The 25,377-nt window shown below is 56.4% G+C and carries 26 protein-coding genes and 1 pseudogene; 16 read left to right on the top strand and 11 right to left on the bottom strand.

Annotated elements, in window-relative coordinates; translation table 11 throughout:
• Positions 1-205, bottom strand: a pseudogene (locus ACTHSL_RS06440) (hypothetical protein); the annotation flags it as partial.
• Between ACTHSL_RS06440 and miaB the strand changes: the two are divergent.
• From miaB to nagZ, 5 genes are all read left to right on the top strand, one after another.
• Positions 204-1,526 carry a tRNA (N6-isopentenyl adenosine(37)-C2)-methylthiotransferase MiaB gene (miaB, locus tag ACTHSL_RS06445; RefSeq protein WP_049248933.1) on the top strand — a complete coding sequence of 441 codons (1,323 nt, stop codon included), beginning with the start codon at positions 204-206 and terminating at the stop codon, positions 1,524-1,526. The pseudogene ACTHSL_RS06440 and the gene miaB sit on opposite strands and share 2 nt — an antisense overlap.
• 251 nt (positions 1,527-1,777) lie before the next feature.
• Entirely contained in the window at positions 1,778-2,392 is a 615-nt protein-coding gene (locus ACTHSL_RS06450) for a BON domain-containing protein (protein ID WP_440380785.1), read from the top strand.
• A gap of 145 nt (positions 2,393-2,537) precedes the next feature.
• Positions 2,538-3,131: a hypothetical protein gene (locus ACTHSL_RS06455; protein ID WP_440380786.1), complete on the top strand. Its 594-nt coding sequence runs from the start codon at positions 2,538-2,540 to the stop codon at positions 3,129-3,131.
• A gap of 139 nt (positions 3,132-3,270) precedes the next feature.
• Complete coding sequence (locus tag ACTHSL_RS06460) at positions 3,271-4,764, top strand: DegQ family serine endoprotease (RefSeq protein ID WP_440380787.1); 1,494 nt, start codon at positions 3,271-3,273, stop codon at positions 4,762-4,764.
• Between the two features lie 68 nt (positions 4,765-4,832).
• Complete coding sequence (nagZ, locus tag ACTHSL_RS06465; protein WP_440380813.1) at positions 4,833-5,915, top strand: beta-N-acetylhexosaminidase; 1,083 nt, start codon at positions 4,833-4,835, stop codon at positions 5,913-5,915.
• Positions 5,916-6,061: 146 nt separating this feature from the next.
• Here the strand turns inward: nagZ and ACTHSL_RS06470 are convergent, their stop codons facing one another.
• The 4 genes from ACTHSL_RS06470 to ACTHSL_RS06485 form a co-directional block, all read right to left on the bottom strand.
• On the bottom strand, positions 6,062-7,465 hold the full coding sequence (locus tag ACTHSL_RS06470) for a surface lipoprotein assembly modifier (RefSeq protein WP_440380788.1): 1,404 nt from the start codon (positions 7,463-7,465) through the stop codon (positions 6,062-6,064).
• 247 nt (positions 7,466-7,712) lie between these two features.
• Positions 7,713-8,405: a Bax inhibitor-1 family protein gene (locus tag ACTHSL_RS06475; RefSeq protein WP_107994015.1), complete on the bottom strand. Its 693-nt coding sequence runs from the start codon at positions 8,403-8,405 to the stop codon at positions 7,713-7,715.
• A 184-nt stretch (positions 8,406-8,589) separates the two neighbouring features.
• Positions 8,590-8,832, bottom strand: coding sequence for a GlsB/YeaQ/YmgE family stress response membrane protein (locus ACTHSL_RS06480; protein ID WP_074897454.1), 243 nt, complete (start codon positions 8,830-8,832; stop codon positions 8,590-8,592).
• 157 nt (positions 8,833-8,989) lie between these two features.
• Positions 8,990-10,636 carry an ABC1 kinase family protein gene (locus tag ACTHSL_RS06485; RefSeq protein WP_440380814.1) on the bottom strand — a complete coding sequence of 549 codons (1,647 nt, stop codon included), beginning with the start codon at positions 10,634-10,636 and terminating at the stop codon, positions 8,990-8,992.
• A 761-nt stretch (positions 10,637-11,397) separates the two neighbouring features.
• On the opposite strand from ACTHSL_RS06485, the gene ACTHSL_RS06490 reads away from it, so the two are divergent.
• From ACTHSL_RS06490 to ACTHSL_RS06525, 8 genes are all read left to right on the top strand, one after another.
• Complete coding sequence (locus ACTHSL_RS06490) at positions 11,398-11,940, top strand: C40 family peptidase (RefSeq protein ID WP_440380815.1); 543 nt, start codon at positions 11,398-11,400, stop codon at positions 11,938-11,940.
• Between the two features lie 26 nt (positions 11,941-11,966).
• The gene (locus ACTHSL_RS06495; RefSeq protein ID WP_003772629.1) at positions 11,967-12,182 is read left to right on the top strand and encodes a hypothetical protein; all 216 of its coding nucleotides are present in this window, start codon (positions 11,967-11,969) and stop codon (positions 12,180-12,182) included.
• A gap of 106 nt (positions 12,183-12,288) precedes the next feature.
• On the top strand, positions 12,289-13,029 hold the full coding sequence (locus tag ACTHSL_RS06500; RefSeq protein WP_440380789.1) for an SH3 domain-containing protein: 741 nt from the start codon (positions 12,289-12,291) through the stop codon (positions 13,027-13,029).
• Between the two features lie 67 nt (positions 13,030-13,096).
• Positions 13,097-13,792, top strand: a complete 696-nt coding sequence (locus ACTHSL_RS06505) for an energy transducer TonB (RefSeq protein WP_440380790.1) — start codon at positions 13,097-13,099, stop codon at positions 13,790-13,792.
• 127 nt (positions 13,793-13,919) lie between these two features.
• A complete protein-coding gene (locus ACTHSL_RS06510) occupies positions 13,920-15,443 on the top strand; it encodes an AmpG family muropeptide MFS transporter (protein WP_440380791.1) in 1,524 nt (507 codons plus the stop codon).
• Positions 15,444-15,465: 22 nt separating this feature from the next.
• The gene (gene aroE / locus ACTHSL_RS06515) at positions 15,466-16,275 is read left to right on the top strand and encodes a shikimate dehydrogenase (protein WP_440380792.1); all 810 of its coding nucleotides are present in this window, start codon (positions 15,466-15,468) and stop codon (positions 16,273-16,275) included.
• Between the two features lie 2 nt (positions 16,276-16,277).
• Positions 16,278-16,961 carry a monofunctional biosynthetic peptidoglycan transglycosylase gene (gene mtgA / locus ACTHSL_RS06520; RefSeq protein WP_003772640.1) on the top strand — a complete coding sequence of 228 codons (684 nt, stop codon included), beginning with the start codon at positions 16,278-16,280 and terminating at the stop codon, positions 16,959-16,961.
• A 196-nt stretch (positions 16,962-17,157) separates the two neighbouring features.
• Entirely contained in the window at positions 17,158-17,772 is a 615-nt protein-coding gene (locus ACTHSL_RS06525) for an HI_0552 family protein (RefSeq protein WP_440380816.1), read from the top strand.
• A gap of 106 nt (positions 17,773-17,878) precedes the next feature.
• Here ACTHSL_RS06525 and ACTHSL_RS06530 read toward each other — a convergent pair whose 3' ends face one another.
• The 4 genes from ACTHSL_RS06530 to ACTHSL_RS06545 form a co-directional block, all read right to left on the bottom strand.
• A complete protein-coding gene (locus ACTHSL_RS06530; protein ID WP_440380793.1) occupies positions 17,879-18,754 on the bottom strand; it encodes a DegV family protein in 876 nt (291 codons plus the stop codon).
• A gap of 133 nt (positions 18,755-18,887) precedes the next feature.
• Complete coding sequence (locus ACTHSL_RS06535; RefSeq protein ID WP_440380794.1) at positions 18,888-19,385, bottom strand: CinA family protein; 498 nt, start codon at positions 19,383-19,385, stop codon at positions 18,888-18,890.
• A gap of 228 nt (positions 19,386-19,613) precedes the next feature.
• A complete protein-coding gene (locus ACTHSL_RS06540) occupies positions 19,614-20,117 on the bottom strand; it encodes a hypothetical protein (RefSeq protein WP_440380795.1) in 504 nt (167 codons plus the stop codon).
• A complete protein-coding gene (locus ACTHSL_RS06545; RefSeq protein WP_440380796.1) occupies positions 20,114-20,296 on the bottom strand; it encodes a hypothetical protein in 183 nt (60 codons plus the stop codon). Before ACTHSL_RS06545 ends, ACTHSL_RS06540 begins: the two co-directional genes overlap by 4 nt.
• Here ACTHSL_RS06545 and ACTHSL_RS06550 point away from each other — a divergent pair.
• The 3 genes from ACTHSL_RS06550 (at position 20,285) to ACTHSL_RS06560 (ending at position 23,104) form a co-directional block, all read left to right on the top strand.
• A complete protein-coding gene (locus ACTHSL_RS06550) occupies positions 20,285-21,052 on the top strand; it encodes a ParA family protein (protein ID WP_107994063.1) in 768 nt (255 codons plus the stop codon). The two genes, ACTHSL_RS06545 and ACTHSL_RS06550, sit on opposite strands and share 12 nt — an antisense overlap.
• A 137-nt stretch (positions 21,053-21,189) precedes the next feature.
• Complete coding sequence (lpxB, locus tag ACTHSL_RS06555) at positions 21,190-22,344, top strand: lipid-A-disaccharide synthase (RefSeq protein ID WP_440380797.1); 1,155 nt, start codon at positions 21,190-21,192, stop codon at positions 22,342-22,344.
• 142 nt (positions 22,345-22,486) lie between these two features.
• Positions 22,487-23,104, top strand: coding sequence for an FKBP-type peptidyl-prolyl cis-trans isomerase N-terminal domain-containing protein (locus tag ACTHSL_RS06560; RefSeq protein WP_440380798.1), 618 nt, complete (start codon positions 22,487-22,489; stop codon positions 23,102-23,104).
• Positions 23,105-23,519: 415 nt separating this feature from the next.
• Here the strand turns inward: ACTHSL_RS06560 and ACTHSL_RS06565 are convergent, their stop codons facing one another.
• Both ACTHSL_RS06565 and ACTHSL_RS06570 read right to left on the bottom strand, forming a co-directional pair.
• The gene (locus tag ACTHSL_RS06565; RefSeq protein WP_440380799.1) at positions 23,520-24,365 is read right to left on the bottom strand and encodes a PHP domain-containing protein; all 846 of its coding nucleotides are present in this window, start codon (positions 24,363-24,365) and stop codon (positions 23,520-23,522) included.
• A gap of 36 nt (positions 24,366-24,401) precedes the next feature.
• Entirely contained in the window at positions 24,402-25,367 is a 966-nt protein-coding gene (locus tag ACTHSL_RS06570; RefSeq protein WP_440380800.1) for a Rieske 2Fe-2S domain-containing protein, read from the bottom strand.
• Positions 25,368-25,377: the final 10 nt, after the last annotated feature.

The raw sequence follows: 25,377 nt of genomic DNA on the forward strand, positions 1-25,377 counted from the left end.
AAACCGGAGCAGTTCTTTCTGTACTTTTTTCTTTAATTTGCAGTGTGTTATCTTCATATTTCGAGGGTAACATATCTGCTAATCTAGTACAGCCCCTTTTTATAATGCGGTACTGTTTTATTTTGTTTTTCGGTAAACGAGTTATAATTATAGATTTATAAAAATCAGTCCCGCGATTACGGGTCTCCTGAAAGATGCAAACCATGAAGAAAGTTTTTATACGTACGTTCGGTTGTCAGATGAATGAATATGACAGCGAAAAAATGTTATCTGTTTTAGAGGAAGAGCATGGCGGTATAGAGCAGGTTGCAGAACCTGATGAAGCAGATATTATCCTTTTTAATACTTGTTCGGTGCGTGAAAAGGCGCAAGAAAAAGTATTTTCAGATTTGGGGCGAGTACGCCCGTTAAAAGATAAAAAACCAGATTTGATTATCGGTGTCGCGGGCTGTGTAGCTTCCCAGGAAGGTGAAGCAATCGTAAAACGCGCACCGTTTGTAGATATAGTGTTTGGTCCGCAAACACTTCACCGTTTGCCGCGCCTGATTGATGATAAGAAGGAAACAGGCCTTCCTCAAGTTGATATTTCTTTTCCCGAAATTGAAAAATTTGATCATTTACCACCGGCGAGAGTTGATGGTGGGTCTGCTTTCATTTCTATTATGGAAGGTTGTTCGAAATATTGTTCTTTTTGTGTAGTACCGTATACTCGAGGCGAGGAATTTTCCCGCCCCTTGAATGATGTATTGACGGAAATTGCCGGTTTGGCACAGCAAGGTGTAAAGGAAATCAATCTCTTGGGGCAGAACGTTAATGCTTATCGCGGATTGATGGATGATGGCGAGGTATGTGATTTTGCTACTTTGCTGAGAATTGTGCATGAAATTCCCGGGATTGAACGTCTTCGTTTTACGACCAGTCATCCAAGGGAATTTTCTGATGCGATCATTGAATGTTACCGCGATTTGCCCAAGTTGGTTTCCCATCTGCATTTGCCAATTCAAAGTGGTTCAGATCGTGTATTAAGTGCAATGAAGCGAGGCTATACGGCTTTGGAATACAAGTCGATTATTCGAAAGTTGCGTGCAATTCGTCCGGATTTGTGCTTGAGTTCTGATTTTATTGTTGGATTTCCAGGTGAAACTGAGCGGGAATTTGAGCAAACGTTGAAATTGGTTAAAGACATTGCTTTCGATTTAAGCTTTGTATTTATTTACAGTCCGCGTCCCGGAACGCCGGCGGCCAATCTGCATGATGATACTCCTCATGAAGAAAAAGTGCGTCGGCTGGAGGCATTAAACGAAGTTATCGAGGCTGAAACGGCACGTATCAATCAAACCATGGTTGGTACGGTGCAGCGTTGTTTGGTTGAAGGTGTGTCCAAAAAGGATCCGGAGCAGTTGCAGGCTAGAACGGCCAATAACCGTGTGGTAAATTTTGTCGGTAATCCCGAATTGATCAATCAAATGGTTGAAATCAAGATTACGGAAGCATTTACATTCTCTTTGCGGGGTGAGTTGCTTTAAATGAGCCGATTTTGAAGCATAACAGGCTGTATATGTTAGAGGCCGTCTGAAAAATATTTTTACTTCGATGAAGTTAATATTTTCAGACGGCCTTTCTCTATTTCAGTTTTGATAAAGTAGACGCTTTTCCTTTAAGTGAGGTGAAATTTCGTATATATAGCCCTACGCATAATGCCTAATACCCGCTACAATACGACCGTTAATAACTAGGCAGTTTGTCCGCAAACTGCCTGTTTTCGAAAGGATACCTTATGATTCCGAATATGGCCAAAATAAAAATATTGTCGGCTACTGTTTTGACAGCCTTTTTTCTGAGTGGTTGCGCTGTAGCACTTATCGGTGGTGCGGCTGCCGGTACTTCTTCCGTGATTGATCGTCGCACTACGGGTGCTCAGGCTGACGATCAGATTATGGAGATGAGGATTAAGAATACCGCTATTTCCTATCTGAAACAGAATAATAATTTGGAAGGCTACAATCCAAATTTGAGTATTGTCAGCTACAATCGGCATATTTTACTTTTGGGCAAGGTTGCTACAGAGGATGAACGTCGTTTTGTTGAACAAGTGGCCCGTTCCGAACAGTCTGCACAGGCCGTATACAACTATATCGAAATCGCTCCTCAAGTTCGTTCGTTTGGCAATATTTCTGCCGATACTTGGAGTACGACAAAAGTAAAAACCGTGATGTTGGGTGTGAACGGCGTTTATCCCGGTCGGGTGAAAATCGTTACTTATGACGGCGTTACTTACGTCATGGGTATTTTGACACCTGAAGAGCAGGCGGCGGTTACACAGAGGGTCAGCACAACGGCCGGTGTGCAAAAAGTTGTTACCCTTTATCAGAGTTATATGCCGAATAATTAAGCATAGCGTCAAACGATATTTGAATCGTGCAAGGAAATACTATTCGGATGCAGGCTGCTCAGTTTTGCAGCCTGCTTTTCTACGAACTTTATATAGTTTCAACCGTCCTGAAAGACGGTTTTATCCGCATTAAAAGGAAACCTGAATGAACGAAGAAAACTCATCAGAAAATCAGCCGGTTAAAAAGAAAAGTTTTTTAAGCATCGGCAAATTGTTCTGGTTCTTTATCTTTCTCCTCGCCGTTGCCGTAGCGGCATTACTGATCAATGTTTGGCTGGAGTTGCAACGTCCGCAGCCGCCGCAGAGTCAGCCTGTTCAGCAGCAAAATACAGTAGAAGTTTGGTCGCCGAATGGTGCATCAGCTGTGGCCCCGGCCAATAACGGCAACCCGCTGGTACCGCAGGCGCCGAAAAACGAACCTGCCTCCAAGCCGGATGCGCCTGATGATTCGGCGGTTGAAGCCGTTACCCCTCCGGCCAATAACAAACCGAAAGCGAAAGACAACAAAGTCAAAGACGATCAGATTAAGCAGGAAAAACTATCGCCTAATCAAGAAAAGCCGTTGGAGCCGATAAATCGATCTTCAAACAGCGGTGAAGTACCGTTGGAGCCGATCAACAAACGTCCTAAAAACAGCGAATCCGCGGTAGAGCCGGTTAACAAGCCTGCCCCTAAAGCAGACAAGCCCGCCAAGCCGGCACCCAAGCGGCAGACAACCGACATGGACAACCTGTTCTGACATTAAACCTGTAACGGCAAAAGGCCGTCTGAAAAAACAATCCGTTTTCAGACGGCCTTTGATTACATATTCTGGAAGAATACCCGTAAATCCGTTAAAATTTTGCCGTTTTCCCCCTATGGATAATTGGAAGTAAAACGTGAATAGCCCCCACAAATATCTCGCCCTTACCGCTGCCATATTGTTGGCATTGACCGCGTGCGGTAAAGAAGAAAAAAACAATGATGTTCCGGCAGTCAAACCGCAAGAGCAGGTTTTTGCCAAGCCGGTCGAGGCACAGACCGGCCAAGGGAAAGTCGATATGCTGCTACCCGACTTTACCAAGCTTATGGAGCAGGAAGGCGCGACCGTAGTCAACATCCAGGCAACCAAACAAACCGAAAATAATGCCGACCAAACCGACCACAGTCCTTTCCCCGAAGACGATCCGTTTTACGACTTCTTCAAACGCCTAGTGCCCAACGCCCCGCAACTGCAAGACCCCGATGAAGATAAAGACCAGAATTTCGGTTCCGGCTTCATTATCAGCGCAAACGGCTACATCCTGACGAACGCCCACGTGGTGGCCGGCATGAACAGCATCAAAGTGACATTGAACGACAAGCGCGAATTCAGTGCCAAACTCATCGGTTCGGATGCTCAATCAGATGTCGCCTTGCTGAAAATCGAAGCCGAAGGCCTGCCGACAGTGAAAATCGGCGATGTCAAAACCCTCCGCATCGGCGAATGGGTAGCCGCCATCGGTGCGCCGTTCGGATTTGAAAACAGCATCACGGCCGGCATTGTTTCAGCCAAAGGCCGCAGCCTGCCGAATGAAAACTACACCCCTTTTATCCAAACCGACGTCGCCATCAATCCGGGCAACTCGGGCGGCCCGCTGTTCAACCTAAACGGACAGGTGGTCGGCATCAACTCCCAAATTTACAGCCGCAGCGGCGGCTTTATGGGCATTTCCTTCGCCATTCCGATTGATGTCGCCATGAATGTGGCCGACCAACTCCGCACCACGGGTAAAGTGCAGCGCGGACGGCTGGGCGTCATCATTCAGGAAGTCAATTACAACCTGGCCAAATCTTTCGGCCTCAGCAAACCGATGGGCGCGCTGATTACCCAAGTGATGCCCGACGGTCCTGCGGCACAGGCCGGATTGAAGCAGGGCGACGTCGTCCTCAGCGTGAACGGCGAAGAAGTGCGCGCCTCCAACGACCTGCCCGTCATGGTCGGCTCCATTGCCCCCGGCAAGGAAATTACGCTCCAAGTCTGGCGCAACGGCGAAGTCATCGAACAGAAAATCCTGCTCGACAATGCCGATAAAAACAACGGCAGCCGAAGCGGCCATACCGGCGGCGGCGACGGTGCCAATCTGCAAAACCAAAGTTTCACCCTCGACAACATCGGACTGACGCTGGCCGAACAGATCACGGGCGACAAACACCGCCTGTTGGTACTACGTGCCGACAAAGTGGCGGCCCAGGCCGGACTGAAGCGCGGCGACTACATCCTGTCCGTCGGCCAAAATCCGGTAACGGACGAAGTCTCGATACGGGGCGCGTTGGAAAAAGCGGGCAACAATATCCCGCTGCTCGTCCAGCGCGGCGAGAACACCCTGTTCCTCGCGCTCAACCTGCAATAACCATCCGACCACCCGTTTCAGACGGTCTCCAGGCCGTCTGAAAAATCTTTCATACTCCGAAAACCATGATGCCGAAAACCCTGCCGCGCGGCCCCGTGATGGCCGATGTTGAATTCTTCCGACTCACCGACGAAGAAAAAGAACGCCTGCTTGATCCCGCCATCGGCGGCGTGATTCTGTTCCGCCGAAATTTCCAAGATAGAGAACAGCTGACCCTGCTCGTGCAGGAAATCAAAGCCCTGCGCCAACCGACCCTGATTGTGGCCGTCGATCACGAAGGCGGACGCGTGCAACGGTTTATCACGGGTTTTACCCGCCTGCCCGCCATGCGCGTATTGGGCGAAATGTGGGACGGACAAGGGGCGGAAGCCGCCACAGAACGGGCGGAAACGGTCGGTTGGGTGTTGGCTGCCGAACTGGCCGCCTGCGGCATCGATTTGTCGTTTACACCGGTATTGGATTTGGACTGGGGAAATTGCGCCGTTATCGGCAACCGCAGCTTCCACAAAGATGCCAACGTGGTGATTGAATTGGCGTTGGCATTACAGCGCGGCCTGAAACGCGGCGGCATGAAATCCTGCGGCAAACATTTTCCCGGCCACGGCTTCGTCGGTGGCGACAGCCATCTGACCCTGCCGCACGACTCACGCAGCTTGGACGAATTGCAGGCTGACGACCTGCGTCCGTTTGCCGCCCTGTCTGCCGCAGGCATGGCCGCCGTTATGCCCGCCCACGTGGTGTACGGACAAATCGACAGCCGCCCTGCCGGCTTTTCACCCGTTTGGCTACAAGACATTCTGCGCGGCCAGCTCAAATTCGACGGTGTGATTTTTTCCGATGATTTGACCATGGAAGGCGCGGCTGCCGCAGGCGGCATCGCGCAGCGGGCACAGGCGGCATTCCGTGCCGGCTGCGACATCGCGCTGGTTTGCAACCGGCCGGATTTGGTGGACGAACTGCGCCGCGATTTTGTCGCGCCCGACAATCCGCAGTTGGCGGCGCGTTGGCAATACATGGCCAATGGGCTGACGCCCGCGCAGGCGCAGGCCGTGCTGCAAACCGAAGCCTTCCGGCACGCCCGTATGCTGACGGAGCAACTGTCGGGCGTCAGGGATTTGGCCGGCGGCGTTCAGGTAGGCGAAGCGTTTTAAATACGATGGCGATAGAAAAGGCCGTCTGAAAGTGTGGCTGCGGTGCGGCGACAACTTTTCAGACGGCCTTTTTATGCCTGCTTTCCTGTGCGGCTGCTGTCTCGTGCGTTGGAGAACCTGCCGTGTGTTCGGTGTGCCGGGTACGTTTAAAACTGTTTCTCCACGCTGACAAACCATTGCATATTCCGCCGCGAATAGAAGCCGCCCATATTGCTGTCCACTTTCAGGTATTGCAGGTTCAGGCGCGGCACCAAGCCTTTCCACGACAATTTTTCGTGCCAGACGGATGCGCCGGCCTGATATTCGCGGTCTTTGCGCACAAATCGGTAGACCAGCGTGCCGGGCGCGTCGAAAATACGGCGGGAGTAGCGCAGATTGGCGCGCAGGCCGAGGCCGTCTGAAAAGGTTTTGAACACGCCCAGCCGAACGCCTTTGCGCACGGAAGCCTGTTCCGCTTCGCGCGTGATGTCGTGCGACCAGTCCGCGCCGCCGAACAGCAGCCAGTTTTTCGGCGCGGCATATATCAGGGTCGCGCCCGCCGACGGCATGTGGCCGTCGTAGCGTGCCGCCGTACGTTCTTCGCGATAGCGTTTCCAGATATGGCCCGCGTTAAGCGCGATGCGCCATTTGTCGTTCAGACGGCCTGAAAAGTCGGCCTGTGCGCCGAATACTTGGTTGTAAGGTTCGCCGCCGAGCCGGTTGTATTCGATAAAGGGCAGGATGCCGAACGAGCGCGTTACGGAGCGGTTTTTGTAGCCTGCGGCAAGGTGGATGCTCTGCTCGTTGTATTCGCGGCGGTCCCAATAATGTACGCCGTCGCCGTTCAGACGGCCTGCGGCGAAGTGGCGGCCGCCCAAGTTGATTTCGCGCGATACGCCCAATCCGTAGCGGATACCGTGCGCGCTTTGGGGCAGGCTGTCGGCGGTTTTCCGCCATTGCCTGCCGTCCCATTCGATGATTTCGGCTTCGGAAGCATTGTTTACATTGTCGGTGGCGGCGTATTGCAGGGAAATTTCGGGCTGCCAGCCTTGTTCTTTTTTGATGGCTGTCAGATAACGGTCGGCCAGTGCCTGCATGTCTGACTGCAGACCGGGTTTGGCGCGTTGCAGTTCCGCCGCCGCTTCGCGGTATTGTTTGTTTTCAAACAGCATGACGCCCAAATCGAAGCGCGGATAGGCCAAGTCCGGCTGTTGCGCCAAAATGCCGCGATACAGTGCGACGGCTTCGTCATGGCGGAGTTGGGCGCGGCGGAGCGCGCCGAGTGCGTAGTCGTGGAGGACGGGGTCGCGCGCGGGCAGGGTTTGGTATTTTTGCAGCAGTTTTGTCAGGCGCGGCCAGTCTTGTTCGGTCAGTGCGCGGCTGATTTGCGCTTCCGGGGTGCTGCCGTTGTCGTCGGTAAGGACGGCGGCGGGCGGTGCGGGTTGGGGCGGCGGCTCGGGGCTGATGGGTGTTTCCGGCAGTCGGTCGAATGAAACCGGTGCGGGAACGTGCACGGTTTCGGATACGGCGTGGAAGGGTAAAAGCAGCAGGAGCAGGGGGGCTATTTTCATGGCGGTATCGATGGGAGGGGGATAGAGGCCGTCTGAAAACACCGGCCGGCGGCGATTATAGCGGAAATGCTTTGGCAGGACGGAATATGGCGGTTGATGCGGGGTGCGATGATATGGCCGCAGTCTTGGCGGAATTTCTGAATGGCTGATGCCGTTTGCGTCCGTATCCGAGTTGGAAATGAAAAGGCCGTCTGAAATGGTTTTCCGTTTTCAGACGGCCTCTCGAGCATCTTATCCTGTGTACGGCTTAATCGTCGTTGCCGGCCAGTGAAAGCAGGATGTGCAACAGGCTTTGGAAGATGTTGTACAGTGAGATGAAGATGGTCAGTGCCGCGCTGATGTGGCTGTCTTCGCCGCCTTCGATGACGGTGCGCACTTGCCACATGATGACCAGCGAGCTGAAGAAGACGAATGCGCCGGCAATGGCCAGTCCGAAGACAGGCATTTGCAGGAACAGGTTGGCCACCACGGCAATCATCAGGATGACGCCGCCGACGGAGAGGAAGCGGCCGAGGGCGTTGGTGTCAACGTTGGCTTTTCGCGCCATCACCGACATGACGCCGAATACCGCCGCAGTCATCAGGGCTGCGGTGGCGACGAGGTTCGCGCCGCCGGGAATGCTCAGGCTGTATTGCAGCAGCGGGGAAATCAGCGCGCCCATGCCGAAGGTGAAAACCATCAAAAGGCCTGCGCCCACGTTGCTGTAGCGGTTTTTCTCAATCAGGAAAACCATGCCGTAGAAGAAGGCGAAGAAGGCGATGATGCCCGCCCAGCGGTTGCCGGTGAGGCTGAAGAGGTTGAAGCCCGTGGCGGCAGCGGCGAATGCGCCCAGCGCACAGGGGATGAAGGACACTGCCAAGAGGCCGTAGGTTTTGCGCAAAACGCTGTTGCGCTGCACGCCCATGGCCGGGTTGGTATAGTCGTAAACATCATGTTGCATGGTGTCGTTCCTATGTGTGGGTTGGTGAATAAGGATGCGGATTGTAACAGTAAGTCTTGAAAATGCGAAGGTTTTACTTTGTTTATTCAAAATAATGGCGAAGAGGCCGTCTGAACAATCCGTTTTGGGAGGCCCGGTGTTCCGATTCTGCCGGAAGCGGTCTTTCAGACGGCCTTTTTGCGGTTTAGCGTTTCCCGTTCAGGCGGCTGTAAACGGCAAGGATGGCGACGGCCGCAATGGTGGAGACAATCCAGCCTGCGGGTTGGCCCGGCCCGTACCAGCCGAGCGTCTGTCCTGCCCAGCTGCCGAGCACCGAGCCGCCGATGCCGAGCAGGGTGGTGAAGATGAAGCCGAGTTTGTCGCGGCCGGGATAGAGGAATTTCGCCAGAACGCCGATGACGAAACCGATAAGGATGGTGGCCAGCATGTTTTTTCCTTTGTTTAGGTGTGTACAGGGCGGCAATATGCGGCAAGGGGGGTGGATTTAAAATGCCGTTTGCAGGATTTGATGTTTTTTGATGCTTGTTTACATGGAGGCCGCCTGAAAAACCGGTTTGAACGGTTTGTGATGGGTGTTCGCGCGCTTAGTGCCTGCCCGAACGCCAGATGGACCAGATAATCCACAGGCTGTTGGCAAAGGCCAGCAGGTAGCCGGTCAGGCCGAGGAAGCCTGGGGCGTTGTCCACGCTCATGACGATGGAGGAGCCGATAATCAAGGCGGCGGTAACGATGCCCATGGTCAGGCGGTTGGTGGCGCGGTCGAGCTGGTGGCTGAGGTCGTCCAGCCGTTTGAGGTCGAGGTCGAGGCTGAATTGTCCTTTTTGCAGCCGCCGCGACAGGCGGATGAGGGTTTGCGGCAGTTCGTCGGCGGTTTGCAGCAGGGTGTTCAGCTGCCTGCGGCTTTTCCGTACGATGTAGTCGGGCGAGGCGAGGCGTTTCAGTTCGGCCAGTACGATGGGTTTGGCCTGTTCCAGCAACTCGGTCGAGCCGTCCAGCCGTTTGACCACGCCTTCGAGGGTAATCAGGGTTTTGAACAGCATCACCAAATCGGCGGGCAGCGTCAGGCCGTGGCCGCGCATGATTTGGGTGATGTCGTTGATGACTTGGCTGATGCGTAAGTCGCTGACGGGCGTGTTTTCGTAGTTCAACAGCATTTCCAGCACGTCGGCACCCAGCAGGTTTTCGTCGGGCAGTTCGCCCTGCGCCCAGTTGCCCAGCACATATTGCATGGTAAACGGGTCGCGCTCCGCCAGGGCTTTGATGAGGGAAAGGATTTCGTGCCGCCTCGGGGCGGAAAGGTGGCCGACCAGGCCGAAATCAATCAGGCTGATCCGCCCGTCGTCGCGGATGAAGATGTTGCCGGGGTGCGGGTCGGCATGAAAGAAGCCTTGCTGCAAAATCATGGCAAACAAGGTGTCGGTAATGCGCCGTGCCAGCATGGCGCGGGTTTCAGACGGCATCCGGTCGATATCGGCATGGCGCAGGAGGGTGCCGCCGACATATTCCTGCACTAGAATCTGGCGGTTGGAATACTCGGCATAGACCTTGGGAATGTGGACGAAAGGATGGCCGGAAAAGGCATTGGCGAAACGTTGCATATAGCGCAGTTCGAACGACAAATCGGTTTCCCTGGCCAGGCTGCGGGCAAAATACTGAACCATCTGAACCGGCCGGTAGCGGCGGGTTTCGGGGATTTCCGTTTCGATGAGGGCTGCCAGATGGTTCAAAATACGCAAATCCGCGCGTATGCTTTTTTCAATGTCCGGCCGCTTGATTTTAACCGCCACCCGTTCGCCGTTGCGCAAAACCGCGCCGTGCACCTGTGCGATGGACGCGCTGCCGACCGGTTTGCCGTCTAACTCGGCAAACACTTCGTCCATCGACCGGCCGAGCCGTGCCTCAATCAACGCGCCGATGTCTTCCGTGGCAATCGGCGCGACGTTGCATTGCAGCTGTTCGAATTCCTCTATCCACTCGGCATTGAAAATGTCCACCCGCGTGGACAAAATCTGCCCCAGCTTGACAAACGTCGGCCCCAGTTCCTCGAAAGCCAGGCGGAAACGGCGCGGCGTAGGGATGTAGCGGCTGTCCGCATCGGGGTTTTCAGACGGAGTTTTGCCCGACAATTTGATACGCTGCACAAACTCGCCCAGGCCGTGTTTGGTCAAAATGGCAATGATTTCGCGCAGCCGCGAAAAATCGCGCATAGCGAGTAAAGTTGGTATCATCATGGCGGTTATGTGGTATCTTTCGGCTCGACAGATGCCCAGCATAGCATATTTTTGCGCGCGGACGGCACAGGAGGCCGTCTGAAAAAAAATGGTTACCAACACCGTCGGCAGGCTGCCGGAGAGCAGGGCCGACAAGCAAGCGAAACAACAGCATGACCCATTTGAAACAAATCCTTACCTACTTCTTTACGGTGTTTGCCCTATTGATGGCAACCCTTCCCGCCGCCTACGCCGACAATAAGAAAACGGCCAAAAAAGAAACCGTCAAAAAAGACGCAGCTAAAAAAGACAACGCCAAAAAAGAGCCGGCCGACAAGAAAAAAGACGATAAAAAGAAAGACGGGGCAAAGTCGGAAAACAGCAAAAAAGACAATGCCAAAGGCGGCAAAAAACAGGAAAAAGAAAAGAACAACGCCAAAAAAGAAACCCCAAAAGAGGCTGCCAAAAACAGCAAAGAAAAAAAAGATAATAAAGACAGTAAAAATAAAAAAGAAGCTGGCAAAGATAAAAAAGAAAACAAACAAGCAGCACAAACAGGCGGCAGAAACCAAGAAAATCAAAAGAAAGACGGCAAACAAAAGGACAAAAATGCCGATGCCGCCAGACAGGAAACCCTGAAAAAGCAGGAGGCCGCGAAAAAAGAAGCGGAACGCCACGAGGCGGCAAGAAGGGAAACCGCCCGCCAAGAAACTGTACATCGAGAGGCTCCGCCAGCCCCGCCGCCTCCGGCTGCCCCCCCTCAGCCTTATGACGAAGACGGCATGCAGGCACTGGTCAAACAACAGTCGGAAAAAGAACGGCGGCAGGAAGCAAAGGCACCTCCTGTTCCTTCTCCAAAAGTGGAATTCTCCGAGCCTGCCTCAAGCCAATCTTCTTCAAAACGTACCGCAGCCCTTTCCCGCCGCGAAGCAGACGAATTGATCGGTAACGCGATGGGATTACTCGGCGTCAGCTACCGTTTTGGCGGATCGTCCGTCAGCAGCGGTTTCGACTGCAGCGGCTTCATGCAGCACATTTTCCGCAAAACCATGCAAATCAACCTGCCCCGCACATCGGCAGAGCAGGCGAAAATGGGTGTTGCGGTCAGCCGCAGCGAACTCCAGCCGGGCGACATGGTGTTTTTCAGCACTTCGCGCGGGCGCATCTCGCACGTCGGCCTCTACATCGGCAACAACCGCTTCATCCATGCCCCGCGCACCGGCAAAAGCATCGAAATCACCAGCCTGGGCAACAAATACTGGAACAGCAAATACGTTACCGCCCGCAGGGTGAAACGCTACGATTCAGGTCGTTTTACCAGATAAACCATAAGGATAGAGGAGTCTGAAATATGGCCATGCCCGACATGCCGAAATGGTACGGCGACGACGGCAGCATCGTTTCCTGCACCGAAAAAATCAAAGTCATGAACGAAAACATGACCGAACTCTTCCAGCTGGCGCAAGATGCGTTTGAGGATGCCCTGCTGATGGGCTGCGGAGAGGAACAGCTGCGCGAATACCTTGCCGCCTTGGTGGCCGGAGTGGAAAACCCGTACCAAGGATAAAGGTATTCGCAGCCTGCAAGCAGAGGCCGTCTGAAAAGCAGAGTATTGTTTTTTCAGACGGCCTCCTTCGTTTTTTTATTGCGACATAACATCTGAGGAATTTGTCATGCGCCGTTTCTGCATGGTTTTACTATTTGTCCCCCTTTTGAGTGTTGCGGCGCAGCCGGAAGGCTTGGCCGTAGTGGCCGACCCGGACGGCCATGCCAACCTGCGCGCCCGTCCCGACTTGAAAAGTAAAGTATTGGCCAAGCTGCCCAACGGTACGCCGATTTATTGCCTTTCCGACGAAGCAGGCGACGGCGGCGCGCAGTTTTGCGACGCGAGGCTGCAAACGCCGTCTGAAGGCGGCTTCGTCCATCACAGCCGATTGGTTTTCCCCAAACGCGGCGGCGGCTTTGTCCCCCTTCGGTTGCGGCACAACGGTTCGGACGGCATAACGTTGTCCGCCGCAGGGCAAACCATCCGCATTACCGCCGCCCGTTTCAAGCCGAACAAAGCCGATTTTTCCGGCATCGACAAGCAGGGGTATACGGCCCGCCGCTATCGGGGCCATCCTTTCTATGGTACGGACAACATGATTCCCGACGAAGTCTTCGTGCCTGCAAGCATCACGCTGAACGGCCGCCCCGTACCCGCTACCCAGTTGCAGGGGCTGTTTCATCCCGTTTATGCCGCCAACCCGCAAGCGGGCAATTTTTGGCATACTTGGGAAGCCTATTACCGCCCGGACAGCGGAACCGTTTATCTCTATGCCTCATTGGGGGCGGACGGCGCACCTTTCGGCGTTACCTTCGTGTTTGAAAAAGGCCGGTTTGTCCGCCGTTATTTGTGGGGGGAGGCGGTTTAAAGCGGAATCGGGCTTGGACTGCCGCTTTCGTTACATTTGAATAGAAAAAAGTTCAAGGTGTTTGTTTATGAAGAAATATTTTCCGATTTTTGTTTTGTCCGCCCTCTCGGCATACAGCGTGCAGGCGGCCGATACGGCGCAGCAGTTGCGGAAACGCGATCGTGTTCAGCTGCCCGTATTGAAAATATTGCCGACCCAGGACGGCGCGGCGGGCGGAGAACTGGTCATGCTGCTCGATATAGACGAGAAGGGCAGGGTAAAACGCCGCGTGTGGCAGGAAGGGAAGTCGGGCAATCCGGCATTGCGCAGGCAGGCCGTTGCCGATGCGGGGCAGCCGCAGTTTACGCCGCCGAAATCGTGTGAAATGGCAGAGGATGGGCAAACAGTCTGCAAACCGGTGAAATCTTATGCCGAATATGTTTATTGGTTTTACGGCCCGGGCGACAACCGCGCGGGCAAGGCCTATGTCCTGCCGGCTCCGCACTATCCTGCCGCATCGGCCGATGAGGGCGAGGAGGGGACTGTCCGCATAGCGGTGCATATCTCGCCGGAAGGGAAGATCGATTCGGCAACAGTCCTGTCTGATTCCCAAATGGAAAACAGGCCCATCAGGTTGGAGAGGGCTGCCCGCAAGGCGGCATTGCTGGGAATTTATCTTCCTACCATACGGGACGGGAAGCCGGTAGATACAAGACTCCTCCTTCCATTTAAGTTTATTTTGCCACAGGATAAGCCGTCTGAAAGTGCGGCTTCGGCAGAGTGAAAACGGTATGGCCGTCAAAACGGAACGAAACGCCGGTAAAAGTTAAAACCGGCAAGGCCGTCTGAATTTTCAGACGGCCTTTGTTACAATGCGGCCTTCCGCCGTTCGGCTTTTTGAAATTCGCAACATGAAACAATCTTCCAGCTGGCTGCATGCCGCCGCCGTTTATACCGACCCGCGCGCCGTCGTGCTGTTTTCCCTCGGATTTTCCGCCGGTGTGCCGATTATGCTGATTTTTTCCAGCCTGTCGTTGTGGTTGAGCGAGGCCGGCGTGTCGCGCGATATGGTAACGATGTTCAGCTGGGCGGCTTTGGCTTATTCGTTCAAATTCGTTTGGGCACCGCTAATCGATTCGTTGCCGCTGCCTGTTTTGGGAAAGTTGGGTTGGCGGCGTTCCTGGCTGCTGTTGTCGCAGGCGGCCGTGGCGTCGGCCATCGTTTGGATGGCGATGGTTGATCCGGCGCAGCCCGGGGCTTTGGCGATGATGGCGGCGGCGGCGGTGCTGCTCGGCTTTTCTTCGGCCACGCAGGACGTTGTTATCGATGCCTACCGCATCGAGGCGGCGGGGGACGATACGGCGATGCAGTCGGTAACGTCGGCCACTTACAATGCGGGATACCGCGTCGGCATGATTGTTTCCGGCGCGGGCGCGCTGTATGCGGCGGAAACGCTCGGGTCGAAGACGGGGCATTATGTGTATGCCGCGTGGCAGCAGACGTATTTGCTGATGGCGGCGGTGATGGCGGTGGGCATGGCGACGGTTTTGCTGATGCGCGAGCCGGAGGTGGCCGCCCGTGCGGACAAACGGCGCAGTTTGGCGGACAGCCTGCGCCTGATTGTGCTGTTCCTCGGTTCCGTGTCGGCATTTGCGGCAATGTTTTCCTGGTTCGGCGGTTTGTTTCCGAAGCAGGAGGACGCGCTGTTGGGCTTACTGGTTGAGGCGGCCCGCCTGACGATGTCGGTGGGTGCGGCGGGGCTGGCCGGTGCGTTTTTGGTGTGGCTGAAAATCGTGCCCAAGCAGTTGGCCGTCGATACCTGGGTAACGCCCGTGGCCGATTTTTTCCGGCGTTACGGCCGTTCGGCCCTGCTGCTTTTGGCTTTAATCGGGCTGTACCGCATTTCGGATATTGTGGCCGGGGTGATTTCCAATGTGTTTTATCAGGAAATGGGGTTCAGCAAAAACGAAATCGCGGCGGCGGTGAAAACCTTCGGCGTGGTGATGGCGGTGGCGGGCGGTTTCCTCGGCGGGCTGCTGTCGCAGCGGTTTTCGCTGATGAAGATGATGATGGCCGGCGCGGTGCTGGCTTCGGCCACCAATCTGCTGTTCGTCACGCTGGCTTATCGCGGGCACGACGTGGTATTTATGTATTTGGCGGTCGGTTTCGACAATTTGGCTTCGGGGTTGGCGGGCGCGGTGTTCGTCGCCTTCCTCTCTTCGCTGACGAATATCCGTTTCACCGCCGTACAATACGCCATTTTCAGTTCGCTGATGACCTTGCTGCCGAAAACGCTGGGCGGCTATTCCGGCACGATTGTGAGCAAAATCGGCTACCCGGGCTTTTTCCTGTTTACCGCGCTGATCGGCCTGCCGGTGCTGTTGCTGGTGTATTGGGTTGATAAGAAAATCTACCGTCAGGCTGAGGCCGTCTGAAAACCGTCTGCAAAGGAAAGACATGACTTCCGTTTCGCAATACGCCGTGTTCGGCAATCCGATTGCCCACAGCAGGTCGCCCGAAATCCACCGACTGTTTGCCGCCCAGGAAGGGGTGGAAATCGAATACGGCCGTTGTTTGGCCGACATCGGCGGCTTTGCGCCGGCGGTGCGGGCGTTTTTCGCTTCGGGCGGCGCGGGGGCGAATGTTACCCTGCCGTTTAAAACTGAAGCCTTCGCATTGGCCGACGAGTTGTCCGAACGCGCCGCAGCGGCAGGTGCGGCCAATACGCTGATACGGCTTTCAGACGGCCGTCTGAAAGCCGACAACACCGACGGAGTCGGTTTGGTGCGCGACATCGCCCGCCAAAACGTTTCCCTGCGCGGCAAACGGATTTTGGTGCTGGGTGCGGGTGGCGCGGTGCGCGGCGTGCTGCAACCGCTGCTGGCGCAAGAACCTGCCGCCGTTACCGTCGCCAACCGCACGCCGTCCAAAGCGCATGAGTTGGCGGAACAATTCGGCGTGCTGTCTTGCGCTTTGGCAGACGCGGCGGAAGGCTTCGATATCGTCATCAACGGCACGTCGGGCGGTTTGAACGGACAAGCCCCCGATATATCTCCCGCCGTTTTCGAACATTGCGAACTGGCCTACGATATGGTTTACGGCCGCGAACCGACCGCCTTTATGTTGCTGGCACGCCGAAACGGCGCGCACAAGGTTTCAGACGGCCTCGGCATGCTGGTCGGCCAGGCCGCCGAATCCTACCGCCTGTGGCGCGGGTTTTCGCCCGATGTCGAACCCGTTATCGAAACCTTGAGAAAGGCCGTCTGAAAATGTTGAAATGGTTGATTGCATTACCTTTTGCCGCCTTCATCCTGTTTAACGCCTATGTTTACGGCAGCATACTGACCTACCGCGCCGTCGCCCCGCACCACAGCGCGTTTATGACCATGCGGATGAACGAATTCCGCAGCGAAGGGCGGGAAGTTGCCTTGGACTACCGCTGGGTTCCCTACAACCGCATCTCCGTCAATCTGAAAAAGGCACTGATTGCCTCGGAAGACGCGGCCTTTGCCGAACACGGCGGCTTCGACTGGAACGGCATACGCAACGCCATGCGCCGCAACGAACAAAGCGGCCGCATCAAAGGCGGAGGCTCGACCATCAGCCAGCAGCTTGCCAAAAACCTGTTCCTTAACGAATGGCAGAGCTACATCCGCAAAGGCGAGGAAGCCGCCATCACCGCCATGCTCGAAGCCACCACCGACAAAGACCGCATCTTTGAACTCTACCTCAACGTTATCGAATGGGATTACGGCGTATTCGGCGCGGAAGCCGCCTCGCAGCGTTTTTACCGCAAACCCGCCGCCACCCTGAGCAAACAACAGGCCGCCGCCCTGGCCGCCCGCGTTCCCGCCCCGTTGTTCTACGCCGATAACCCGAACAGCAAACGCCTGCGCGCCAAAACCAACATCATTTTGAAACGCATGGGTTCGGCGGAACTGCCGGAAGAATAGGAAGAGGCCGTCTGAAAGCTGTTTTCAGACGGCCTTCCCGCCGCAGAACCGATACAGGGTATAGTAAGGCCGTACCGCTATTCCCGCGCAGGCGGGAATCCGGATTTAGGTTGCCGGAAATATGCAGGACTGCCGCAAGCCGATGGCGGCAATCGGATATTGGCCGTTTCAATTCACCGCAGAAGGAGCAGGCATCATGCTGACGCCGAAACACAGCGAACTGTTCGACATTCCGTTTTACCAGTTTTCCCAGTTGAAAAAATACCAGCCGGAGTCGATTCCGCAAATCAAAGCCGACTACAAGGCGGCGTGGCAGGATTGGCAGGCCTTGATTCGGCAGGTGGCGGAAGATTTGGGTGCGCCGTTCGCTCCGCCGCACATCGAACGCTGGTGCAACGGCTGGCAGGTACGGGCGCATTTTTTCGCCTATTTCAAATACACGCAATACAGCGATGCGGCGGCGATTTTGTCGGTGTTGCTCAACCGCCGCCGCCTGACCGTCAGCCTCGACTGGCATTGCTACAAGGCCGATGTTTCGCCTATCGCCCTGCCGCAGTACAACCGCTGGCTGGATGTTTTGGAAGCCGAACGTTATGCGGCTTTCGATATTTGGCACGGTGCGGACGACGAATACGCCAATTATCCGACCGTGGCGCAAAGCGGCGTGCCCGTATTGGACGGCAAAGACGATTTCTTCTGCATCGGCCGCCACATCGAACGCGCCGATTTGGGCAAAACCGACAGCGCGGCCTGGATTGTGGATACGGTGCGCGCGCTGCTGCCGCTGTATGAAGCCTGTTTCGATGATTAAAAAGGATGCCGGAAAGATGGAGGCCGTCTGAAAACACATTTTCAGACGGCCTTTTGACGATTAGGGAACAGTGCCGGCTGCTACGATGGTGCCGGGCAGGCGGGAATTACATCAATTCTTCCACCCAGCCGACACCGACGGCATCGGGGCCGAGGTGCGCGCCGATAACGGGCGAAATCGGAAAGCCGGTTATTTTCAAGCCGGTTTTGTCCTGCAGCTTTTGCGCCAGCTGGTCGTAAAGACCGCGGTTGCCGCTGTAGAGGCCGTAGGCGCGGACATGTTTGCCGTGAGTCTGCTTTTTGACGGCTTCGACCAAGGCGTCCAAGGTGTTTTCGGTCTTTCTGCCGACATCGAGCCGTGAAAATTCACCGTCGCGGAAACGCAGGACGGGCTTCAGGTCCAGCAGTCCGGCAAAGAATTTCTCGGTCGGATTCAGATGGCGTTGGCGACGCAGTTGGCGTGTGTTGTGCACGCTGAATATGATTTCGGCGGTGGGCTTCAATCGTTCGAGGTGCGCCACGACGTCGGCGGGGGCAAAGCCCAGGTGCAGCAGTTGCAGCGCTTCGAGTGCGAAATGGCCTTCGGGCATGCAGGCCGTGCCGGTATCGACGACGTAAACGGTAATCTCGCGCGCCATTTCCACCGCCACTTTGCGGATGATGTCGGCCGCGCCGCTGATTTTGCCGCTTAAGGTGGTTACGATGACTTCGCGGTAGCCGAGGTCGCGCAGTTCGGCAAACTGCCTTCTGACGGTTTTTTCCGCCGGCGGCGAAGTGGTGGCCGCGTCGTCGGGCGTTTCGACTTGCCAGAGGTAGAAGGCATCGGGGTGCAGGTCCAGGCCGTCTGAATAGACGATGCCGTCCATATGGATGTTGAGGCGCAGGATGTAGAGCAGGTCGTCATCCGATGCGATTTCATCAAGGGAACTTGTAGACGTGGCTACGACGGCGCAACGGGCCGGCAGCCGGTAATTATCGAGCATGGCTGTTGTGGTAGTGTGTGATACTGAAAAAAAAGGGCGGATGGTAAGGGATTGTGCGGGGAAAGTCTAGTATAAAAACGGGTGTAAACCGTTAAATTTTCAAAATAAATATGAATATCACATTTCTGCCTGCTTATTGTGCAGATGACAGGGTTTCGTTGAGGAACGCGAGGGCGAAATCGACGGCCTGCCGCCGTATTTCGTCGCGGTTGCCGCTGAAGCGGGCGGTGCGGGCGTAGGTGGTTTGACGGTCGGCAAGGCCGAAGCAGACGGTGCCGACGGGTTTTTCGGCGCTGCCGCCGCCCGGGCCGGCGATGCCCGAAATGCTGAGGGCGTAGTCGGCATCCGCCGCCCGCCTTGCCCCCGCCGCCATTTCGTGTACCACGGTTTCGCTGACTGCGCCGTATTGCCGCAGGCTGTCGGCGGAAACGCCCAACAGCCGTTGTTTCGCTTCGTTGCTGTAGGTAACGAAGCCTGTTTCAAACCAGGCGGAACTGCCGGGCAGGCGGGTGAATTCCGCCGCCAGCAGGCCGCCGGTGCAGGATTCGGCGCAACTGACGGTAAGGCCTCGGGCGGCGAGGCGGGCGGTCAGCAGATGGAGGACGGAGTCGGGTGTTTGGTTTGGCGTCATGGTTTCAGCCTCGTGGTGTTTTTATTGTGCCGGAACGGCGTTCGGCTATGCGGGTCGGGTGCTTTCAGACGGCCTGTGTGCCGGTGAAGGGCTTGGCCGCGTGCGGGGTCGGGTGTTTGCCCGTTTCGGGACGGTTGTCCGCCGTTCGGCGGGCGGTTGGGTTTAGGCAAGGGCTTGCCGTGATGGAAAGGCCGTCTGAAAAACAGGTTTCAGACGGCCTCAAACCGTTTAGCGGCGGCGCAGCGAGAACATGCCTTTGCGGTCTACGTCGAACACGAAACGTCCGTCTTGAACCGCGCCGTAAGCGCGTTGTTCCGACACAGGCTGCAAACCGCCGTGGCTGAGTAGGTAGTTGCCGATAACGTCGGGTTTGGCGGTTACGGCGGCGGTCAGTTTGTCGAATAGGTCGCGGCAGACGCCGCCCTGCGCCCAGCCGGCAGCGGGGTCTTCCATGCACCGGCCGTTAACCGCATGCATGTTTTCCGGGAATTTGCCGCTGATTTCGACAAAATTGTCTTCCGGCAGGCCGTTAATCGGATAGCGGTAGGTTTTTTCGCCGTCCTGCCCTTCGCTGATTTTCGGCTCGCCCAAAGGCAGCTTCGGCACCAGCACCGAAATATCGAGGAATTTGGCGGTAAATTCGGGTTTCGGCGGCTGTTCGACATTTTCGGCAGGCTGGCCGCCGCAGGCGGACAGGGCGGCAAGCAGCAAAACCGGCAGGTATTTCTTCATGGGGCTTTCCTTTCGGGGATGTGGGTGCGGGTATCAAGCCGCGTCATTATAAAGAAACGGCAGGCCGTCTGAAACCGTCTTTCAGACGGCCTTGCGCGTTCTGTTTCGGGCGGCGGCAAATAACGGTACAATCCGCCGTTTCGAAACACAAACGGGCCGACCAAACCATGAGCGCACATATTATCGCCATTGCCAACCAAAAAGGCGGCGTGGGCAAAACCACCACCGCCGTCAACCTTGCGGCTTCGCTGGCCGCCGACGGCCGCCGCGTCCTGGTGGTGGACCTCGACCCGCAGGGCAACGCCACCACGGGCAGCGGTGTGGACAAAACCGCCATCCGGCACGGTGTCTACCATGTCTTGCTGGGCGAGGCCGACGTGAAAACGGCGGTCGATACCGGCGGCAGCGGCGGCTATCACGTCTTGGCCGCCAACCGCGCGCTGGCCGGGGCGGAAGTCGAGCTGGTGCAGGAAATCGCCCGCGAAATGCGGCTGAAAAACGCGTTGGCCGAAGTGGCGGACGATTACGACTTCATCCTCATCGACTGCCCGCCCACGCTGACCCTGCTGACCCTGAACGGGCTGGTGGCCGCCGACGGCGTGATCGTGCCCATGGTGTGCGAATACTACGCGCTCGAAGGCATTTCCGACTTGGTGGCCACCGTCCGCAAAATCCGTCAGGCCATCAACCCCAAGCTCGACCTGACAGGCATCGTCCGCACCATGTTCGACAGCCGCAGCCGTCTGGCGGCGGAAGTCGGCGAACAATTGCAACAGCACTTCGGCGGCAAACTCTTCGCCACCACCATCCCGCGCAACGTGCGGCTGGCCGAGGCACCCAGCCACGGCATGCCCGCGCTGGTGTACGATGCCAAAGCCAAAGGCACGCAGGCCTACCGCGAACTGGCGGCGGAACTGCAACGGCGGCTGGCTTGAAAGCCTGAATAAAAGGCCGTCTGAAAGCACGAATAACACATCGGTTTGACCAAAACCGCGCTTTCAGACGGCCTCAACCGCATTCGGGCGGTACGCCGCCATTCAGACAGTCAAACAAAAACACATCCTCCGAACACATGAACAAAACCTCCCCCCTCATCGCCCTGTGCGCGGGCGAAGCCTCGGGCGACCTGCTCGGCGCGCACCTGATGGAAGCCATCCGCGCCCGCTGTCCGAACGCCCGTTTCACCGGCATCGGCGGCCCGCGCATGACCGCGCTCGGTTTCGAAAGCCTTTACGAACAGGAAAAACTCGCCGTGCGCGGGTTTGCCGAAGTCGTCAAACGCCTGCCCGAAATCCTCTCCATCCGCAAAGGCCTGATTGAAAAAATGCGCGCCGCACGGCCGGACGTGTTCGTCGGCATCGACGCGCCCGACTTCAACCTCTACGTCGAAGAAAAACTCAAACAGTCGGGCATCCCCACCGTCCACTACGTCAGCCCTTCCGTTTGGGCATGGCGGCGCGGGCGCGTCAATAAAATCGTCCGCCAGGCCAACCGCGTCCTCTGCCTCTTCCCGATGGAACCGCAGCTCTACCGCGACGCGGGCGGGCGGGCGGAATTCGTCGGCCATCCGATGGCGCAAACCATGCCGCTGGAAGCCGACCGCGCTGCCGCCCGGCAGAGAATGAAACTTGACGGCGACACCCCCGTATTCGCCCTACTGCCCGGCAGCCGCGTCAGCGAAATCGACTACATGGCACCGATGTTTTTTCAGACGGCCAAACTCATACTGCAACGCTACCCCGACGCCCGCTTCCTGCTGCCCGTCGCCACCCACGCCACACGCAACCGCCTGACCGCCCTGCTGGCCGAAGAGCGGTTCAAACACCTGCCCATACAACTGATGACCGCCCATGCCGACCTGGCCTGCACCGCCGCCGATGCCGTATTGGTAACCAGCGGCACCGCCACCCTCGAAGTCGCCCTGTGCAAACGCCCGATGGTCATCAGCTACAAAATCTCTCCGCTGACCTACGCCTATGTGAAGCGGAAAATCAAAGTGCCGCACGTCGGCCTGCCCAACATCCTGCTGGGGCGCGAGGCCGTGCCCGAACTGCTGCAAAGCCGCGCCAAACCGCAACTGCTGGCCGACGCGCTGATCAAATGGTACGAATCGCCCGAAGACTGCGCCGCCCTGCAGCGCGATTTTCACGAATTGCACCACATGCTGCGCCGCGACACGGCCGAACTCGCCGCCCAAAACGTACTCGAAGAGGCAGGGGCTTTATAAAGAAAGGCCGTCTGAAAAGTGGCTTAACCCTTCAATACACACATAAAAAAATATATGAAAAAAACTTTCAGAGTCGGTATGTTGGCATTTGCTTGTGCCTTTTCGCTAGCCACTCTCGCTGCCACAGCCCCTCCACTTGCCCTTGAGATGCCTGCTCAAAAAAAACGGTTATGCATCCGGCGCGGAAGGTAAAACGAAACTGACCGAAAATCAGGCAGAGGAAGCCGTATCGGCAAAACATACAGCCAATGACGCTTCTCTCAAAACATTTGGCCAAAGGGCAGCTTACGCATTGGGCATGGCTAACGGCGAAAGAATGAGATTGATAAAAGAGATGGGTCAGGAAATCGATATGGACGCCATGGCTGAGGCCATATTGGCCATTTACAAAGGCGAGCCGACCAAGATGACCGAAAAACAAGCCGAAGCGATTTGGGAAGAATGGGTATACACACCATCAGAAAACAAAGAACAAAAAAAGGCGCGTTCGACACATAAGCAGGCCAAACGGAAAGCAGGCGGAAAAAATGCCGCCGCGTCCGCCGCAACAAACATTACCCCCTTTTCCATGCCTGTCCAACGATACGGTTATGCAAAAGGTGTCATATTCGGCATGATTTGGAAAGAGACGAGCGAAGCAGTGGGGGAAATCGATATTGAAAATTATATTGAAGCTTTGCAGACGGCCTACGAAGGCTGCGAAACCAAGATGACTCGTGAAGAAATGCAAAAAGCATTCTACGAGATTCGAGATAGGTAGTCTGAAAAAAGCGAGAAATAACGGCAGGCGGAAACCGAAATCAAATCGGAAAAAACGAAGCCTTCCTGAAAGGATGCCGCCAAAGATAACGTCCCAACCACTGCCGAAAAAGGACAGCGGCCGATAGGCTGAAAACAGCGATTCCGTTATGATTGAATACTAATTCTGCGAGATTCATGGGTCCTGCTTTGATCGAATAGGGACATACGGCAGATTTGATGTTTGATGCGAAACTGGTAAAAATCAAAAAAGCACACAAGGAGGTAAGTCTGCCTCTAGTCACTCGATTCAGCCAATTTAGCCCGCCTGTTCCTGTCATTCCCCTATCCAAACCGATTGCAGGCATTTCCGATTGAAAAGGCCGTCTGAAAACCCAAACAATGGTTTTCAGACGGCCTTTTTGAATTTGATTGCTTCAGCCGTCATAAGGTGTGCGGAAGGCATGCCATACGGGGCGGCAGCGGTCGGGCAGGGCGGGGCATGCGCCTAGGATGCCGCCGCCGTAGTCGCCGGGGCGGTGGAAATCGCTGCCCGCGCCGGCCAGCAGGCCGTGGCGTTCCGCCAGCAAGGCGTAGTTGTGGCGGTCGTTGGCGTTGCTGTTGCCGCTGTGTACTTCGATGGCGCGCCCGTCCAGGGCTTTGAATTCGTCGAACAGGTTGCGCTTGGCGGTGGCGGACAGGTTATAGCGCATGGGGTGGGCGATGACCGCGATGCCGCCCGCGCCGTTTATTGCGCCCACGCAGTCGGCCAAGTCGGTCCATTGGTGGGGGACGGAGCAGGATTTGCCTTCGCCGAGGTATTTGGTGAAGGCTTGCTGTTTGTTGCGGACATGGCCGTTGTCGAGCAGGAAGGAGGCGATGTGGGTGCGGCTGACCATTTCCGGGTTGGCCGCCCGTTCCAATGCGCCTTCGTATGCGCCGAAGATGCCTTTTTTTTCGAGTTTGGCGGCAATGGCTGCGAGTCTTTTCAGACGGCCTTTTCGGACTTCGGACAGTAGGTTTTGCAGCGGGGCGTGGTGTTCGTCGAAGTCGAGGCCGACGATGTGGATGGTGCGTTTGCGCCAGGTAACGGAGATTTCCACGCCGTTGATAAAACGGATGCCGAGGGTTTCGGCTTCGGCACGGGCTTCGGCCAAACCGCCGGTGTGGTCGTGGTCGGTCAGGGCGAGCAGGGTGCAGCCGTTGGCGCGGGCGAGGCGGACGACTTCGGCCGGAGTGAGTGCGCCGTCGGAGACGGTGGAGTGGCAGTGGAGGTCTATCATGTTTGTTGGGGGTAAGGTTCTTTCTTTCAGACGGCCTCACATGCTTTTGAGGCTGCTTTGGTAGGCGGTTACTTGTTTGACGCCGATGTCGTCCGCGCCGTCGAGTTTCAGGCGCATGTGTTCGACGACGACGAAGTCTTTTTTCAGGAAGGCCAGGTAGAGGAAGCGGGCAATCCAAAGCTGCAGGCGGTGCAGGGGTGCGCCGTGCGGGATGCCGATGGCGGCAAAGGCCTGCGTGCTGCGTTGTTCGGGAGGGTGTCCGGCGGGGTTTTCGGGCAGGAGGGCGAAAACGCCCGTCGTGCGGAAACGGCCGACGCGGCTTTGCACCATGATGCTGCTGCCGATGCAGGTGTGGATTAAGTCGATATGCCCGCCCGACAGCCGCTGCATTAGCCAGCTGGAAAAGCCGCCTTTGGGCAGGATGCGGGTGCGGTAGGTCATTTTGAGGCCGCCTTCGGGCAAGGGTTCGAACTTCGGGTCGCCGTCTACGGTGCGTTGGTGCACCATCACCATGTGCGAGAGGTCGAAACCGTTGCAAATCATGGCGCGCCAGTCGGCGCAGATGCGGCGCGGGCCTGCGGTCAGCCAGTGATGGCCGTTGCCGTCAAACGGCGGGGGAGGGGGTTCGGCGGTCGGCGGGTGCAGCCAGACCAGTCCGAAGCGTTCGATGCAGTGCCAGGCCTGTGCGCCGATGCGGCAGCCTTTGCCGATGGGCGGCAGTTCGGTGTCGGTTTGTTGCGCGGGGTCTACCAGGCAGCCGTGCAGGCCGCATTCTAGGGAGCAGCCGTCTACGCGCGCGCTTTTCAGGTGTGCGCCCATGTGGGGGCAGAATGCGTCCGTGGCGCGGAAAACGCCGTCTTCTCCGCGGTAAAGCACCCATTCGCGGCCGCACAGGTGGCCGTTGTGTACTTTTCCGGGTGCAAAGCGGGATACGCGGGCGACGGGATACCATGCCTGCGGCCAGTGGTGCCAAAGGTGTTCTGTCGGGTCGTGGTCGTTCATATGGTTCGGA

The sequence above is a fragment of the Neisseria sp. P0008.S010 genome (assembly GCF_051962715.1).
GTDB lineage: Bacteria > Pseudomonadota > Gammaproteobacteria > Burkholderiales > Neisseriaceae > Neisseria > Neisseria elongata.